General features: G+C 70.1%; 14 protein-coding genes. All 14 read left to right on the top strand.

The window, feature by feature from the left end; translation table 11 throughout:
* The first annotated feature begins 11 nt into the window (after nucleotides 1–11).
* The 14 genes from ACGG9C_RS06570 to ACGG9C_RS06505 all read left to right on the top strand — a co-directional run bounded on the left by ACGG9C_RS06570 (nucleotide 12) and on the right by ACGG9C_RS06505 (nucleotide 15,754).
* On the top strand, nucleotides 12–1,130 hold the full coding sequence (locus ACGG9C_RS06570; RefSeq protein ID WP_228480833.1) for a Gfo/Idh/MocA family protein: 1,119 nt from the start codon (nucleotides 12–14) through the stop codon (nucleotides 1,128–1,130).
* Entirely contained in the window at nucleotides 1,127–2,026 is a 900-nt protein-coding gene (locus tag ACGG9C_RS06565; RefSeq protein WP_194383833.1) for a PmoA family protein, read from the top strand. The genes ACGG9C_RS06570 and ACGG9C_RS06565 overlap by 4 nt, the downstream gene beginning before the upstream one ends.
* Nucleotides 2,023–2,778 carry a cupin domain-containing protein gene (locus ACGG9C_RS06560; RefSeq protein WP_228480834.1) on the top strand — a complete coding sequence of 252 codons (756 nt, stop codon included), beginning with the start codon at nucleotides 2,023–2,025 and terminating at the stop codon, nucleotides 2,776–2,778. Before ACGG9C_RS06565 ends, ACGG9C_RS06560 begins: the two co-directional genes overlap by 4 nt.
* A 50-nt stretch (nucleotides 2,779–2,828) precedes the next feature.
* On the top strand, nucleotides 2,829–3,929 hold the full coding sequence (locus ACGG9C_RS06555; RefSeq protein WP_286721518.1) for a Gfo/Idh/MocA family protein: 1,101 nt from the start codon (nucleotides 2,829–2,831) through the stop codon (nucleotides 3,927–3,929).
* A 1-nt stretch (nucleotide 3,930) separates the two neighbouring features.
* Complete coding sequence (locus tag ACGG9C_RS06550; RefSeq protein ID WP_390178417.1) at nucleotides 3,931–4,893, top strand: family 43 glycosylhydrolase; 963 nt, start codon at nucleotides 3,931–3,933, stop codon at nucleotides 4,891–4,893.
* Nucleotides 4,894–5,112: 219 nt separating this feature from the next.
* Nucleotides 5,113–6,411 carry an ABC transporter substrate-binding protein gene (locus ACGG9C_RS06545; RefSeq protein WP_071045913.1) on the top strand — a complete coding sequence of 433 codons (1,299 nt, stop codon included), beginning with the start codon at nucleotides 5,113–5,115 and terminating at the stop codon, nucleotides 6,409–6,411.
* A gap of 128 nt (nucleotides 6,412–6,539) precedes the next feature.
* The gene (locus ACGG9C_RS06540) at nucleotides 6,540–7,478 is read left to right on the top strand and encodes a carbohydrate ABC transporter permease (protein ID WP_071045948.1); all 939 of its coding nucleotides are present in this window, start codon (nucleotides 6,540–6,542) and stop codon (nucleotides 7,476–7,478) included.
* Complete coding sequence (locus ACGG9C_RS06535) at nucleotides 7,475–8,413, top strand: carbohydrate ABC transporter permease (protein WP_083336659.1); 939 nt, start codon at nucleotides 7,475–7,477, stop codon at nucleotides 8,411–8,413. The genes ACGG9C_RS06540 and ACGG9C_RS06535 overlap by 4 nt, the downstream gene beginning before the upstream one ends.
* A gap of 5 nt (nucleotides 8,414–8,418) precedes the next feature.
* On the top strand, nucleotides 8,419–9,096 hold the full coding sequence (locus ACGG9C_RS06530; RefSeq protein WP_194383835.1) for a hypothetical protein: 678 nt from the start codon (nucleotides 8,419–8,421) through the stop codon (nucleotides 9,094–9,096).
* 32 nt (nucleotides 9,097–9,128) lie between these two features.
* On the top strand, nucleotides 9,129–11,198 hold the full coding sequence (locus ACGG9C_RS06525) for a beta-galactosidase (RefSeq protein ID WP_228480835.1): 2,070 nt from the start codon (nucleotides 9,129–9,131) through the stop codon (nucleotides 11,196–11,198).
* Between the two features lie 10 nt (nucleotides 11,199–11,208).
* Entirely contained in the window at nucleotides 11,209–11,625 is a 417-nt protein-coding gene (locus ACGG9C_RS06520) for an ABC transporter substrate-binding protein (protein WP_272872940.1), read from the top strand.
* Nucleotides 11,547–12,485 carry an ABC transporter substrate-binding protein gene (locus ACGG9C_RS06515; protein WP_237673307.1) on the top strand — a complete coding sequence of 313 codons (939 nt, stop codon included), beginning with the start codon at nucleotides 11,547–11,549 and terminating at the stop codon, nucleotides 12,483–12,485. Before ACGG9C_RS06520 ends, ACGG9C_RS06515 begins: the two co-directional genes overlap by 79 nt.
* A 68-nt stretch (nucleotides 12,486–12,553) precedes the next feature.
* Complete coding sequence (locus tag ACGG9C_RS06510) at nucleotides 12,554–14,074, top strand: alpha-N-arabinofuranosidase (RefSeq protein ID WP_194383837.1); 1,521 nt, start codon at nucleotides 12,554–12,556, stop codon at nucleotides 14,072–14,074.
* Nucleotides 14,075–14,542: 468 nt separating this feature from the next.
* Nucleotides 14,543–15,754 (top strand): Gfo/Idh/MocA family protein, encoded by a 1,212-nt coding sequence (locus tag ACGG9C_RS06505; RefSeq protein ID WP_071044961.1) that lies wholly within the window; start codon nucleotides 14,543–14,545, stop codon nucleotides 15,752–15,754.

Below are 15,754 nucleotides of genomic sequence, written 5' to 3'. Positions count from 1 at the left end.
GAGGAGTCTTCGTGACCACCGCATCCCCACCGCTGCGGGCCGGCATCATCGGCGCCGGCGCCATCGCCCAGGCCCACGCGACCGCGATCGCCGAGCTCGCCCCCCGGATCACCCTCGTCGGCGTCGCCGACCTCGACCCTGCGCGCGCGGTCGAGTTCGCGGATCGCTTCGGTGCGCCGGCGACCTACACAACCGCGGATGAGCTGCTCGCCGCCGCGGACCTCGACATCGTCTCGGTGTGCACACCGCCGCAGACCCACGCGCCCCTGGCGATCGCGGCGATGCGGGCGGGGGTGCCGGTGCTCGTGGAGAAGCCCACCGCCCTCAGCCTCGCCGAGGTCGACGAGCTTGCCGCCGTCAGCGACGCGACCGGGGTTCCGGTTCTCACGGTCTACCAGCACCGGTTCGGCGCGGCGGCGCTGCGGCTGCGCCGGCTCGTCGCCGACGGCGTGCTCGGACGCCCGCTGGTGGCGACGTGCGAGACGCTCTGGCACCGCCCCGACGAGTACTTCGCCGTGCCGTGGCGCGGGCGCTGGGACACCGAGGGCGGCGGGCCGACGATGGGGCACGGCATCCACCAGTTCGACCTGCTGCTGAGCATCCTGGGGCCGTGGTCGGAGGTGTCGGCCATGGCGGCACGGCAGTCGCGGCCGACCGACACCGAGGACGTGTCGCTCGTGCTCGCCCGGTTCGACAACGGCGCCCTGGCCACCGTCGTCAATTCGGTCGTGTCGCCGCGAGAGACCACGCGGCTGCGCGTGGACTTCGCCTTCGCGACGGTGGAACTCGAGCACCTCTACGGCTACACCGATGCCGACTGGAGGTTCACCCCCGCTCCCGGCCACGAGCACCTCGCCGATCTGTGGCACACGGGCGCCGGCGACGACGACGTCGTGAGCGGGCACCGCCTGCAGCTCGCGGCGATCATCGACGCCCTCGCCGACGGCGGCGAACCGGAGGTGTCGATCGTGGATGCGCGACGCACGCTGGAATTCGCCGCGGCGACCTACGCCTCGGCCTTCCGCGGCGTGCGGGTGGCGGCGGGCGAGATCTCGGGCGACGATGCCTTCATGACCCGGATGGACGGCGACGGGGCGCCCTGGGCGCCGGTGAAGGAGACCGCGGCATGACGCTCATGATCACGCGCGAGGACACCCGGCTGAGAGTGACCGCCGACACGGTCGAGATCGCGACCTACGTCTTCGACGCCGATGCGCCGGCCTTCGAGGGACCCAAGCCCTACCTGCATCCGATCCGCGCCCTCGATGGTGGGCTGCTCACCGGCTTCCGCCCGTGGGACCACCGCTGGCACAAGGGACTGCAGTTCACGTGGACGCATGTCTCGGGCGAGAACTTCTGGGGCGGCCCGACCTACATCGACGGCGAGGGCTACGTCGCTCGCGACAACGTCGGCCGCATGCGCCATGACGGCTTCACCGCGATGCGCACCGCCGGCGACGAGGTCTCGTTCCGCGAAGACCTCACGTGGATCACCCAGGCCGGCCGGGAGTGGATCACCGAGCGGCGCACGCACCGCTTCGGCGGCGTCGACCGCGAGCGGGGCCTGTGGGTCCTCGATTTCGAGACGACGCTGCACAACGTCAGCGGCGGAACCCTCGAACTCGGCAGTCCCACCACGCAGGGGCGACCGAACGCCGGCTACACGGGCTTCTTCCTGCGGATGCCGCGGGCGTGGACCGGGGGGACGGTGACCTCGCCCGTCACCTCCGATCCTGGCGCGCTCATGGGCGCCGAGGCGCCGTGGGTCGCCTTCTCCGGCCAGCACGACGACGTGGACGGCGGGGGCACGGTGCTCTGCTACGCCGGGCGGTCGTCGGCGCCGCCTCCAGTGAAGTGGTTCGTGCGCACCGAGCCGTTCCCGGTGCTCAGCCCCTCGCCGTCGTTCGACGAGCACATCGCCTTCGCGCCCGACACCGAGATCACCCTCGCGCACCGATACGTCTTCGGCGACCGCATGTGGGATCAGGACGAGGCCCGCGCGATCGCGACGGAGCTGGCACCGTGACCGCGGGTCACCCCCTCACCGGGCCGATCCGCGTACCGCCCCTCTTCCCCGGCGGAGTCGCGGTGAGCGACCTGTGCGTCTACGACACCGAGGGCGCCGACGGGCTGGCGGGCGGCTCGCCGCACCTGCATACGGCCTCGAGCGAGGGCTATGTGGTCACCGGCGGCACCGGCGAGGTGCACACCCTCTCGCACGCCGGCGCGGCCATCCATCCGCTCGCTCCCGGGGAGGTCGTCCACTTCTCGCCCGGGACCGTGCACCGGCTGGTGAACCGCGGCGATCTGCGCCTGGTCGTGGTCATGCAGAATGCGGGCCTCCCCGAGGCGGGGGATGCGGTGCTCACCTTTCCGCCCGACGTCCTCGACGATCCCGACGCCTACGCCGCCGCCGCAACCCTTCCCGACGGCGACCCCGATGTGCGGGCCTCGGCCGCGCGTCGCCGCCGCGACCTCGCCCTCGAGGGCTACGGGCTGCTGCGCGCGCAGATCCGCGACCGGGGACCGGAGGCGTACGCGGAGTTCCACCGCCGCGCCGCGAAGCTCGTGCAGCCCCGCGTCGCGCAGTGGCAGCAGCAGTGGACGCGCACCGTGGTCGCCGAGACGGAGCGCACGCGTGACCAGCTCGCTGCCCTCGCCGAGGGCAGCCCCGGCCTGATGTCCGACGCGGCCGTGGTGCGCGCCGAGCCGACCCCCGGCCCGCGGGGGTTCGGGATGTGCGGGCGCCTGCAGACCTGGCGATGGCCCGCGGGCTGACCCCCTCCGTCCCCCGCCGACCCCGAACGTCTTCCCATGGAGGAGAGCTCATGACCACCGACCCCGACCGCGTTCTGCGGTGCGCCCTGGTGGGCACCGGCAACGTCGCCCGCCTGCACGCGGAGGCCGTCGCCGCCGACCCCGCCGCCCGGCTGGTGGCGGTGACCGACCTCTCCGCCGAGGCCGCCCGCGCGTTCGCGGAGATGCACGACGTTCCGGCCGTTCACGACGACCTCGAGGCCCTGCTGACGAGTGAGCATCCCGACGTCGTACTGATCTGCACGCCCCCGGCGGTGCACCGGGAGCAGGCGCTCGCGGCGTTCGCGGCCGGAGCGCACGTGGTGGTCGAGAAGCCCCCCGCACCGAGCCTCGACGAGCTCGACGACATGCGGCGCGCCGCCGACGCAGCCGATCGGCGCCTCGCGGTGGTCTTCCAGCAGCGCACCGGCACCGCCGCCGCGCACGTGAAGCACCTCCTCGACAGCGGCGCCCTCGGCCGCCCGCTGATCGCCCAGTGCCAGACGCTGTGGTTCCGCGACGCGGACTACTTCGCCGTGCCGTGGCGCGGCAGGTGGAGCACGGAGGGCGGGGGCACCACGCTCGGGCACGGCATCCATCAGCTCGACCTGCTGGCGTTCCTGCTCGGCGATTGGGCGAGCGTCGAGGCGCGGATGTGGCGGCTGGACCGCGAGACCGAGACCGAAGACGCGTCCACCGCCACGGTTCGCTTCGCCGGCGGCACCGTCGCGCAGGTCGTCGCGAGCACGGTCTCCCCGCGCCAGACCAGCTCGATCCGCATCGACACGCAGAAGGCCACCGTGACGGTCGACCACCTCTACGGCCACGGTCACGAGAACTGGGCGATCACCCCGGCGCCCGGGTTCGAGCACGAGGCGGCCACGTGGGAGCTGCCGTCGCGTGAGATCCCGAGCGGTCATGCGCCCCTGCTGCACGACGTCTTCACCGCGTTGCGCGCCGGCGGGCCGCTCCCGCCGACCGCCGATGCGCCGGCACGGTCGCTGGAGATCGTCGCAGCGATGTATGCGTCGGCCGCCGCCGACGGGCGCCCGATCACCCCCGGTGAGCTCGCGACGCATCCGACGCACCGCACGGGCTTCGAGAGCCCGGTGACCGATCTGCGGCCGCGCTGACATGCCGGCATCGCCCTGGGATCCCGCTGTCCCCGCACCCGGCGAGGTGTACCGCGACCCCGTCTACGACGGCGCGACCGACCCGACCGTCGTCCGCGCACCCGGGGGGTGGTGGATGTTCTACACGCAGCGCCGTGCGACGCATCCCGCACCCGGCCCGGGGGTCGCGTGGGTGCACGGCAGCCGCATCGGCGTCGCGCGAAGCGGTGACGGCGATCGCTGGGAATACGAGGGAACGCTCGCGCCCGGCGACGGGAGCGCCCTCGCACTCACACCCGGACCGCCGCCGCTCGAGGTCGATCGCACGCACTGGGCACCGGAGGTGATCCACGACGGCACTCGCTGGCGGATGTACCTGACCGAGATCGCCGGCGTCCCCGATCGGTGGGAGGGCCACGCGCGCCACATCGTGGAGTACACCTCCGACGACCTGCGCACCTGGCGTCGCGTGGGCCCCGTCACCCTCGACAGCGACCGCGTGATCGACGCCGCCGTCAGACGGTGCCCCGACGGCCGATGGCGGCTCTGGTACAAGGACGAGGCGGCTGACTCGGTCACGAAGGTGGCCGTGTCGCAGGATCTCGCCGACTGGTCGGCAGGCGGAACCGCTATCGAGGGCCGCCCGCACGAGGGGCCGTTCGTGATCGATCTCGGCGGATGGTGGTGGATGCTCACCGACGAGTGGCGCGGGCTCGCCGTGCACCGCTCGGCCGATGCGGTCGTGTGGGAGCGGCAGGAGGGGCTCCTCCTCGACACGGTCGGACCCCCGGAATCCGGCCTGCAGATCGGACGCCACGCGATGGCCCTCGCCGACGGCGACGACGCGGCGTGGATCTACTTCTTCTCCCACCCGTGGTGGGACGGATCCGAGATCGCCGACGCCTCCGACGACCTGCATCGACGCAGTTCCGTGCAGCGTGCGCGCCTGCACGTCGTCGACGACGTGCTGGTCTGCGTGCGCTGACCCTTCGAGACGCGACGGGCCGGGTTTGTGATCCGACCGTTATGAATCGTTCAAAGGTTTTTCCGCGACCCCGCTTGCGAAACGTTTTTCCGTAGCCTACGGTATCAGGCAAGCGCTTTCCCATCCCGCACCACCTGCAACAGGGAACGTGCCGACACCGCATCAACGGACAACGAGCGTCTTGGTGAGAGAACACAGGCGTTCGAAGAGAGGACAAGGATGTTCAGCAAGAAGCGGACCATGGCCGCCGTCGCGCTGGCGACCGGCGCGGGACTCGTCCTGGCCGGCTGCTCGGGAGGATCCGAGCCCGCCGACACGATGGACCCGAACGAGGAGGTCACGCTCGACCTCGCCTTCTGGGGCAACGACGTGCGCGCCGAGCTCTACAACGAGGTCATCGCGGCGTTCGAGGAGGAGTACCCGAACATCACGGTGAACTCCTCGTTCCTCGACTTCCCCGCCTTCTGGGAGCGTCGTCAGACCGAAGCCGCGGGCGGCAACCTGCCCGACGTCATGCAGTTCGACTACTCGTACCTCCGCCAGTACTCCGAGAACGGCCTGCTGCTCGATCTCGACCCGTTCCTGGGCGGCATCATCGAGACCGACCCGATCCCGCAGAACATCCTCGACATCGGCGTCGTCGGCGGCACCACGTACGGCATCGCGACGTCGACCAACGCGTGGGGCATGTACACCAACCCCCAGTTGCTCGAGCAGGTCGGCGTGGACGAGTTCGCCGGCGGCACGTGGGATGACTACAGCGCGTGGATGGGCGAGGTGACCGACGCCAGCGGCGGCGATGTCTACGGCGGCTCGGACTACGCCGGGCGCATCCAGAACTTCGAGATCCAGCTGCGCGCCGAGGGAAGCGCCCTGTTCACCGAGGACGGCGAGCCCGGCTTCGACGAGGCGCGCCTCGCGCAGTTCTGGGAGGACGGCCAGGAGCTCATCGACTCGGGCGCCGTCATCTCGTCGCAGCGCCTCGAGGAGCTCTTCCCCACCTCCGGATTCGGCGCCGGCGAGACGGCCAGCGAACTGACGTGGGACAACTTCGGAGCCGGCTACCTCGGCGAGCTGGGCGAGGACTACACCGAGCTCGGGCTGATCGCCCCGCCGATCACCGTCGAGGGGGCGCAGGACCTCTACCTCAAGCCCTCGATGCTCCACACCATCGGCGCGAACACCGAGCACCCCGAGGCCGCTGCGACCCTGGTGAACTTCCTGGTGAACTCGCCCCAGTCGGGTGAGATCTTCGGCACCAACCGCGGCCTGCCCGCCTCGGAGACGGCCCTCGCCGCCGCCGAGCTCGACCCGCTGAGCCAGCAGATCGCCGACTACGAGGTCTCGATCCAGGACCGCCTGGGCGACGCCCCGCCGGTGCCGATCGTCGGCTACGGCACCCTGGAGGAGGAGTTCCGTGTGATCGGGCAGGAGCTCGGCTTCGGAACCATCACCGTCGACGAAGCGGTCGACCGCTTCTTCACCGAGATGGACGTGGTCCTCAGCAACAACGCGTGACACACGCCGGGGGTCCGGCCGCCACGGCCGGGCCCCCGCCCATCGTTTCCCCTCTGTGGATGGAGTGAGCAGTGAGTACGACAGCGACGAGAGTGATCGTCACGGGAAAGAGTTCGCGGCGTTCGCTGATGCAGCGTCGGCGGGCTGAGAACGAGGCGACTCGTCCGGGTCAGAAGCGTCGTCAGCGCAAGGAGACCCTTGCCGGGTACGGGTTCCTGCTGCCCTGGCTGATCGGGTTCTTCGGGCTCACGATCATCCCGATGGTCTACTCGCTGTACCTCTCCTTCACCCGGTACAGCATCTTCCAGCCGCCCCGGTGGGTCGGTTTCGACAACTACATCCGGCTGTTCACCAACGACCCGCAGTTCATCCAGTCCGCACAGATCACCCTCGTGTACGTGCTGGTGGGAACCCCGATCATGCTCGCCGCCGCTCTCGCGGTCGCGATGCTGCTGAACTACCGCGACCGCGGGGCGGCGTTCTTCCGCTCGGCGTTCTACGCCCCGTCGCTGATCGGCGCGTCGGTCTCGGTCGCGATTGTGTGGCGGGCGATGTTCGCCGGCGAGGGCCCGGTCGACAACTTCCTCAGCTTCTTCGGCATCAACCTCGGCTCCTGGATCGGCAACCCCTCGCTGGTGCTCCCGGCGATGATCATCCTCGCGGTGTGGCAGTTCGGCGCGACGATGGTCATCTTCCTCGCCGGTCTCAAGCAGATCCCGAAAGAGCTCTACGAAGCCGCCGAGATGGATGGCGCCGGACCCTGGCACCGCTTCCGCGCGGTCACCATGCCGATGCTCTCCCCGGTGATCTTCTTCAACCTGCTGCTGGGCATCATCGGCGCGTTCCAGGTGTTCGCCTCGGCCTACATCATCTCCAACGGCACCGGCGGCCCCGCCGGCATGACGAACTTCATCACCCTCTACCTCTACAAGCGCGGCTTCTCCGACGGCCAGTACGGCTACGCCGCCGCGATCGCCTGGGTGCTGCTGGTCGTCGTCGCCATCATCGCCGTGATCCTTTTCCGCACCCAGAAGAACTGGGTCCACTACTCGGGAGACAACCGATGAGCACGCAGAGCTTCGGCGAACCGGCCGTCCAGGTCCTCGAACAGCAGGACATCGAAGAAGACCTCCCCGACCGCACCCCGCCCCGCCGCCGCAAGGTCAAGCGGAAGACCTGGCAGACCATCATCTGGTTCACGGTCCTCATCGTCATCACCGCGGTCGTGCTCTACCCGCTGGTGTGGCTGCTGTTCGCGACGTTCAAGCCGACCTCCGAGTTCGGCCAGAACCCCGGCATCCTCCCCGAGAACCCCACCGTGGGCAACTACCTCACCGTCATGGAAGGCATCGCCGGCATCCCGATGTGGAAGTTCTTCTGGAACTCCCTCGTGCTGGCCACCCTCGCCGTCATCGGCACCGTCCTCAGCTCCGCCCTCGCCGCCTACGCCTTCGCCCGCGTGCAGTTCAAAGGCCTCGGGATCCTCTTCGCCGCGATGATCGGCACCCTGCTGCTGCCGTTCCACGTCGTGATCATCCCCCAGTACCTGCTGTTCAACACCCTCGACATGATCGACACCTTCTGGCCGCTGGTCCTGCCGAAATTCCTCGCCACCGAAGCGTTCTTCGTCTTCCTGCTCGTCCAGTTCATGCGACAGATGCCCCGCGACATGGACGAAGCCGCCCGCATCGACGGCGCCGGACACCTCCGCATCTTCTGGGCCATCATCGTCCCGCTGATCAAACCCGCCCTCATCACCTGCGCGATCTTCTCCTTCATCTGGTCCTGGAACGACTTCCTCGGCCCCCTCATCTACCTCACCAGCCCCGAGAACTACCCCCTCCCGATCGCGCTGCGCCTCTGGAACGACCAGACCTCCACCAGCGACTACGGCGCCACGGTCACCGCATCGTTCCTCGCGCTGGTGCCGATCCTGATCTTCTTCATCGTCTTCCAACGCTTCCTCGTCGACGGCGTCGCCACCCAAGGCCTGAAAGGCTGACGCCCATGACCACATCGTCGGAGCGGGCGCGGGAGCGTCGCGAGCTGAGGGCCGCCCGTCGCGGAGACCGCGACGGGAGCGGGCCGACGCTCGACGAGCGCGCTCCCGCCCGCTTCCCGGGTGCCACGGCGAAGTTCGGCCTGCTCGGCGAGGTGCTCATGACGGGTCTGCTCGTCACGCTGGTGGCGGTGCCGGTCATCACCCTGCCCGTCGCGCTGGCCGCCGGCATCCGTCATCTGCGGCGGTTCGTGCGCGCCGAGGGCTCGCCGCTGTCGGCGTTCTGGTCGGATGTGCGCCGCGGACTCGCCGGCGGCGCGCTCCTGGGCCTCGCCGTGCTCGTGCTCACCGGCCTGTTCGTGCTCGACATCGACCTGGCCGCGTCGGGCGCCCTGCCGGGCGGCCCGGTCATCGCCGTGGTCGGATGGGCCGGCCTGGCCGCCCTCGCGATCGCCGTGCTCACCGCCGCGGGGGCGTGGACGCCGGAGACCGGATGGCGCGGCGCGATCGGCGCGGTCCCCTCGCTTGTGCGCCACGACGTGCCGGGAGCGCTCTACCTGGCCGCGACCGCCGCGTTCGTCGTCATCGTCACGTGGGCGCTCGTGCCCCTCGTGATCCCCGCCCTCGGATGCGCCGCACTGGCCGTGGTCGCCGTTCCCGAGCGCCCGCGGCGCCACGCCGGCTGAAGCCTCCACCCCCATCCTCGAAGGAGTCATGCGTGCTGTACGGCGCCGACTACAACCCCGACCAGTGGCCCGAAGAGGTCTGGGAAGACGACGTCCGCCGCATGAACGAGGCGGGCGTGAACATCGTGAGCCTCGGCATCTTCGCCTGGTCGCGCATCCAGCCCGCCGAAGACGTGTGGGACTTCGCCTGGCTCGACCGGGTCATCGACACCCTGCACGCCGGCGGCATCGCCGTGAACCTCGCCACGGCAACGGCCTCGCCGCCGCCGTGGGTGAGCGCGAACTACCCCGAGACGCTGCCCGCAGACGAATCCGGCGCGTCGTACTGGCCGGGAAGCCGGCAGCACTTCGCACCCTCCTCCCCTGTCTACCGACGCCTCGCCGGTGAGCTGGTGCGACGCATCGCCGAGCGCTACGTCGACCACCCGGCGGTGGTGATGTGGCACGTCGGAAACGAGTTCGGCTGCCACCTCTGGATGGACTTCTCCGATGCCGCGCGGGATGCGTACCGTCGCTGGCTGCGCGAGAAGTACGGCACCGTCGACGCGCTCAACGCGGCGTGGGGCACGAACTTCTGGTCGCAGCGGTACAGCACGTTCGACGAGGTCTTCCCTCCGCGGCTGGCGCCCTACAGCCACAATCCGTCGTCGATGCTCGACTTCCGCCGGTTCACCTCCGACATGCTGCTGGAGTGCTACCTGGCGGAGCGGCGCATCCTGCTGCAGGCGGGCGCGACGCAGCCGATCACGACGAACTTCATGGGCCCGTTCAAGCCGGCGGACTATCGCCGGTGGGCGCCGCACATGGACGTCATCGCCGACGACTGCTATCCCGACCCGGCGCATCCCACGCGTGTGCGCGATTCGGCGTTCCAGCGCGACCTCGTGCGCTCGCTCAAGCCCGGCGTGCCGTGGCTGCTGTGGGAGCAGGCCACCGATGCCGTGAACTGGCGCCCGGCGAACCCCGGCAAGGCCGCGGGGGCGCTCGCGGCCGAGACCGCGCAGTCGATCGGGCGCGGCGCCGACGGCATCATGTTCTTCCAGTGGCGGCAGTCCCGCGCCGGCAGCGAGAAGTTCCACTCGGCGATGCTCCCCCACGCCGGCACGCGCACCCGCACGTGGCGCGAGGTCGTCTCCCTCGGCGAGCGCCTGCGCGAGCTCGGCGAGCTGCCGGCACCGGGCTCGGATGCGCGGGTCGCGCTGGTCTTCGACTGGGAGAACTGGTGGGCGGTCGAGGAGCGCGACCATCCCTTCCGGATCGACTACCTCGCCGTTGCCCTGGAGTGGTACGGCGCACTCCATCGCCGCGGCATCATGGTCGACATCATCGGGCCCGAGGAGGCGGAGCGCGGGTACGAGGTGGTCTTGGCGCCCGCCCTCTACCTGCTGCGCGAGGAGGGAGCAGCCGCGCTCGACCGGTTCGCGCGAGCCGGTGGAACGCTGCTCACCGGACCCTTCAGCGACATCGTCGACGAGCACGACCAGTTCTGCGACGGCGGGTTCCTCACGCGCCTCGGCGCCGCACTCGGCATCCGCTACGAGGACTTCGGAGCACTGGCGGGCCCTCCCGCGAGCGGCACGGGCGTCGGCGCGCTCGGTGCGGTCGGCGACGGCGAGCCCGAGACGGTGTCGTTCACGCTCGACGGCTGTGCCGCTCGCGGCACGCTCGTCGCCGAGGCCGTCCACGCCGAGACCGCCGAGGTGATCGCGACCTTCGACGACGGTCCGAACGCGGCGCGACCGGCGGTGACCCGTCAACGCCACGGCGACGGCGCCGCGTGGTACGTCGCCACGATGCCCGACGCCGCCGGTGTCGACGCGATCGTCGGCCGCCTCGTCGCCGACCGCGGCGTGCGACCGGTCATCGACGACCTCCCCGCGGGCGTCGAGGTCGCGCGTCGCGGCGCCCTCGTCACCGTGATCAACCATTCCGACGAGACCGTCACGGTCTCCCTGAACGGCAGCGACGCCGAAACCGGCGCCGCCCTCGGACGCACCGCACTGTCACCGCAGCAGGTCGTCTTCGCCTTCGCGCCCATCCCGGCGCATCCCTCGCCCGCGCCGTCCGACGCGAACGGCGCCCTCGCATCCCTCTCCTCCTGACAGGACCACCATGAGACACCTTCGATTCGTCGTCACCGCCGCCGTCGTTTCCGCCGCCGCCCTCACCCTCGCCTCGTGCGCGGGCGATGGCGGGAGCTCGGGAGAGTACGACCCCGACGCCGACGTGACGCTCACCTTCGCCTTCTGGGGCAACGACGATCGCGCCGACCGCTACAACCAGCTGATCGAGGCGTTCCAGACCGAGCATCCGAACATCACGGTGAACACGACCTTCACCGACTTCCCCAGCTACTGGGAGAAGCGGCAGACCGAAGTGGCCGGCGGGGGCCTTCCCGACGTCTTCCAGTTCTCCGACAGCTATCTGCGGCAGTCGCCGAGCCCGGCCACGTGCTCGATCTCGGCGAGGTGTCGGACTACATCGACTTCTCCACCTTCGACGACGCCCTGCTCGGCACGGGTCGCCTGAACGACGTGCAGTACTCCCTGCCGACCGGATACAGCATGTGGGCGAATTTCGTGAACGACGACGTGCTGGCCGAGTACGACATCGCCGCCCCGGAAGGCGGCTCCACCTTCGACGCGTTCGACGAGTGGATGGCCGGGGTCACCGATGCGACCGACGGCACGGTCTACGGCGGCACCGACTACACCCAGCGGATCCAGGTGTTCGAACTGGTTCTCCGGGCGAACGGCGGAAACCTCTACACCGAGGACGGCGAGCTCGGCTTCACCGAGGATGAGCTGCGCGACTTCTGGGCCTCCGGCGACGACATCCGCGACGGCGTGACCGTTCCGCAGGTCGAGCTCGAGGCGATCAGCCCCGTGTCCGGTTTCGGGGCCGGCCTGACGGCGAGCGAGATGAGCTGGAGCAACTTCCTGGGCGGCTATCTCGCGGACTCCGGCGCCGAGTCGATCTCGATCGTCGCGCCCCCGACCGCCGTCGAGGGCTCGAAGGACCTCTACCAGCAGGGCGGTCTGCAGATGGCCATCGCGTCGAACACCGACCACCCCGAGGCGTCGGCGATCTTCCTCGACTACGTCGTCAACAGCCCCGAAGCCGGCGAGATCTTCGGCACCACCCTCGGATTCCCGGCCTCGTCGAGCAAGCTCGCGGGCACGACGCTCGAAGGCGTCGACAAGCAGGTCGCCGACTACATCGAGTCGGTGGCGGACCGCGTGGGCGAAGCCCCGCCCGTGCCCGTGATCGGATACGGCTCGCTCGAGCAGACGTTCTGGGACGTCGGCAAGGAGCTCGGGCTCGGGACGATCACGGTCGACGAGGCGGTGGACCGCTTCTTCACCGAGGCCGACGTCATCCTCGAGTGAACCCCTGGTGGGGGCGGGGCTCTGCCTCATCCCCACCAGACATCTCCCCGACCATCCCCGGAGGAACCATGGCCGTCGCCGCCGCCCGCCTCGATCCCCATCACGAGATCGCCGACATCGACCGTCGCCTGTTCGGCGGGTTCGTCGAGCACCTCGGCCGCCACATCTACGACGGCATCCACGAGCCGGGTCATCCCGCAGCCGGAGCCGACGGCTTCCGGCGGGACGTCATCGAGCTCGTGCGCGAACTGGGCGTCAGCACCATCCGCTACCCGGGCGGCAACTTCGTGTCGGGATACCGCTGGGAAGACGGCATCGGCCCCGTCGACGAACGACCCCGCCGCCTCGACCTCGCGTGGCACTCCACCGAGACGAACGAGGTGGGCCTGCACGAATTCGCCGCGTGGCTCGAGCTCGTCGGCAGCGACCTCGTGCTCGCCGTCAACCTCGGCACCCGGGGCACCCAGGAGGCGCTCGACCTGCTCGAATACGCCAACGTCGACGCACAGACGGCATGGACCGACCGGCGGGCGGCGAATGGGCATCCGGAGCCGTTCGGCGTGAGGATGTGGTGCCTCGGCAACGAGATGGACGGACCGTGGCAGATCGGTCACAAGAACGCCGACGACTACGGCAAGCTCGCCTCCCAGACGGCCAAGGCGATGCGCATGATCGATCCGGGACTGCAACTGGTCGTCTGCGGCTCGTCGGCGCGGTCGATGCCGACCTTCGGCTCGTGGGAGCGCACCGTGCTGGAGCACACCCTCGACGACGTCGACTTCATCTCCTGCCACGCGTACTACCAAGAGCGGAACGGCGACGCGCAGGAGTTCCTCGCGTCGAGCGTCGACATGGCGAGGTTCATCGAGTCGGTCGTGACCACGGCAGACGCGGTCGCGGCGGCGAAGAAGAGCGACAAGCGCATCATGATCTCCTTCGACGAGTGGAACGTCTGGTACCTCCACGATGACGACGGCGGGCAGAACGACAAGCCCGAGGAGAAGGGATGGCCGGTCGCTCCGCGCCTGCTCGAAGACCGCTACAGCGTTCTGGACGGCGTGGTGTTCGGCGACCTGATGATCACCCTGCTCCAGCACGCGGACCGCGTGCGCTCCGCATCCCTGGCGCAGTTGGTGAACGTCATCGCTCCGATCATGACCGAGCCCGGGGGCCCGGCGTGGCGCCAGACCACGTTCTTCCCCTTCTCGCTCACCTCGCGCTGGGCGCAGGGGCGCGCGGTGCGCGTTCCGGTGTCGGCACCGACCTTCACGAGTCCCGCGCTGGGCGAGGTGGCAACCGTGAACGCCGTCGCGACGATCGACGACGACGGTGTGTCGCTCTTCGTCGTCAACCGGTCCACGGCCGAGCCCACGACCCTGTCGGTCGACCTGCGGCCGCTCCTCGGCGACCTGGGCCGCGAGATGGCCATCGACGAGGCGCACCTGCTGCACGACGACGACATCTACGCCGCCAACACCCTGGAGAGCCCCGAGCGGGTCGGCATCACGGCACTGGAGGCAACAATCGAGGACACGACCCTGCGCATTCCCCTTCCCGCGGTGTCGTGGGGATGCATCCGCCTGAGCTGAGCGACCGGCCGTATTCCGGCCGACCTCGCCCCGCTCCGCAGTCACCCATCCCACCCTCCGCAGTCACCTCACCCCGCCCTCCCGCAGTCACTTTGTGTGGGTGGAGAGGCCACGCACCCGCACAAAGTGACTGCAGAGCGACTCTCGTGGCGTGGGCAGCGTGCGGCGGCGGTGCGGGCCGGCGCCGTGCGGCCGTGCGGGCCGGGGTGGGCGGCCTGGGACGGCGCCGGGGTGGGCGGCGGCGGTGCGGGCCGGCGCCGTGCGAGCGCCGCGCGGCGTGCGGCGGCGGCGGGGGCGCCGTGCGGCGGCGGTGCGGGCCGGGCGGGCGCGCGGGGCGGCGTGGCCACGCACGGGAAAGCGCTTGCGTGGCAGACAGGGGCGTGGCACACTGGGGAAAGCGTTTACCCCTCGGGGTTCCCCGGCTTTTCCGCGACCGTGACGTCGCCGGATACGAGAGAGAAGGACCGCATGACCGACACCACGATCGCCCCGCCCCAGGCCGAGGTCCGCCCGGCCGTCCGCGAGATCGGCATCATCATGAACGGCGTCTCCGGACGCATGGGGTATCGGCAGCACCTGGTGCGCTCGATCCTCGCGATCCGCGACCAGGGCGGCATCGTGCTCTCCGACGGCACGAAGGTCACGGTCAAGCCGCTGCTGGTCGGCCGCAGCGAGGCGAAGCTCGCCGACCTCGCCGACAAGCACGGCATCGAGGACTACACCACCGACCTCGACGCGGCCCTCGCCGACCCCCGCTGGGAGATCTACGCCGACTTCCTCGTCACCAAGGCGCGTTCGGCGGCTCTCCGCAAGGCGATCGCGGCCGGCAAGACCATCTACACCGAGAAGCCGACCGCAGAGACCGCGGCCGAAGCACTCGAGCTGGCCAAGCTCGCCGCGGCAGCCGGCGTGAAGACCGGCGTCGTGCACGACAAGCTCTACCTCCCGGGCCTGCAGAAGCTGAAGCGCCTCATCGATTCGGGCTTCTTCGGCCGCATCCTCTCGGTGCGCGGCGAATTCGGATACTGGGTCTTCGAAGGCGACTGGCAGCCCGCGCAGCGTCCGAGCTGGAACTATCGCACCGAAGACGGCGGCGGCATCATCGTCGACATGTTCCCGCACTGGAACTACGTCATGGAGAACCTGTTCGGCGAGGTCAAGAGCGTCTACGCCCAGGCGGCCGTGCACATCGCCGACCGCTGGGACGAGAACGGCGAGCACTACACCGCCACCGCGGAAGACGCCGCCTACGGCATCTTCGAGCTCGAAGGCGACCCCGAGCACGGAAACATCGTCGCGCAGATCAACTCGTCGTGGACCGTGCGGGTCAACCGGGACGAGCTGGTCGAGTTCCACGTCGACGGCACCCACGGCTCGGCCGTTGTGGGCCTGTTCGGCGCCAAGATCCAGCACCGCAACGCCACCCCGAAGCCGGTGTGGAATCCCGACCTCGCCGACGACCACGACTACGACGCGGACTGGGCCGCCGTTCCGACGAACGACGTGTTCCAGAACGGCTTCCGCCAGCAGTGGGAGGAGTTCCTGGAGTCGTACGTGCTCGGCACCGACTACGCGTTCGACCTGCTCTCCGGCGCACGCGGCGTGCTCCTCGCCGAGGCCGGCCTGGAATCCAGCCGCGAGGGCCGCAAGGTCGAGCTGCCCGCCCTGAGCCTGGACTGA

Source organism: Microbacterium sp. MTN4-26, from assembly GCF_042846595.1.
Taxonomy (GTDB): domain Bacteria; phylum Actinomycetota; class Actinomycetes; order Actinomycetales; family Microbacteriaceae; genus Microbacterium; species Microbacterium luteum.
The sequence above is the reverse complement of the archived record's forward strand: the minus strand, read 5'-3'. Positions and strand labels throughout refer to the sequence as shown.

Bases quoted from the DNA above. Each gene is read 5' to 3' on its own strand.
- ACGG9C_RS06565 (WP_194383833.1), top strand. From the start codon at position 1,127: ATGACGCTCATGATCACGCGCGAGGACACCCGGCTGAGAGTGACCGCC.
- ACGG9C_RS06555 (WP_286721518.1), top strand. From the start codon at position 2,829: ATGACCACCGACCCCGACCGCGTTCTGCGGTGCGCCCTGGTGGGCACC.
- ACGG9C_RS06550 (WP_390178417.1), top strand. From the start codon at position 3,931: ATGCCGGCATCGCCCTGGGATCCCGCTGTCCCCGCACCCGGCGAGGTG.
- ACGG9C_RS06545 (WP_071045913.1), top strand. From the start codon at position 5,113: ATGTTCAGCAAGAAGCGGACCATGGCCGCCGTCGCGCTGGCGACCGGC.
- ACGG9C_RS06540 (WP_071045948.1), top strand. From the start codon at position 6,540: ATGCAGCGTCGGCGGGCTGAGAACGAGGCGACTCGTCCGGGTCAGAAG.
- ACGG9C_RS06535 (WP_083336659.1), top strand. From the start codon at position 7,475: ATGAGCACGCAGAGCTTCGGCGAACCGGCCGTCCAGGTCCTCGAACAG.
- ACGG9C_RS06530 (WP_194383835.1), top strand. From the start codon at position 8,419: ATGACCACATCGTCGGAGCGGGCGCGGGAGCGTCGCGAGCTGAGGGCC.
- ACGG9C_RS06520 (WP_272872940.1), top strand. From the start codon at position 11,209: ATGAGACACCTTCGATTCGTCGTCACCGCCGCCGTCGTTTCCGCCGCC.
- ACGG9C_RS06510 (WP_194383837.1), top strand. From the start codon at position 12,554: ATGGCCGTCGCCGCCGCCCGCCTCGATCCCCATCACGAGATCGCCGAC.
- ACGG9C_RS06505 (WP_071044961.1), top strand. From the start codon at position 14,543: ATGACCGACACCACGATCGCCCCGCCCCAGGCCGAGGTCCGCCCGGCC.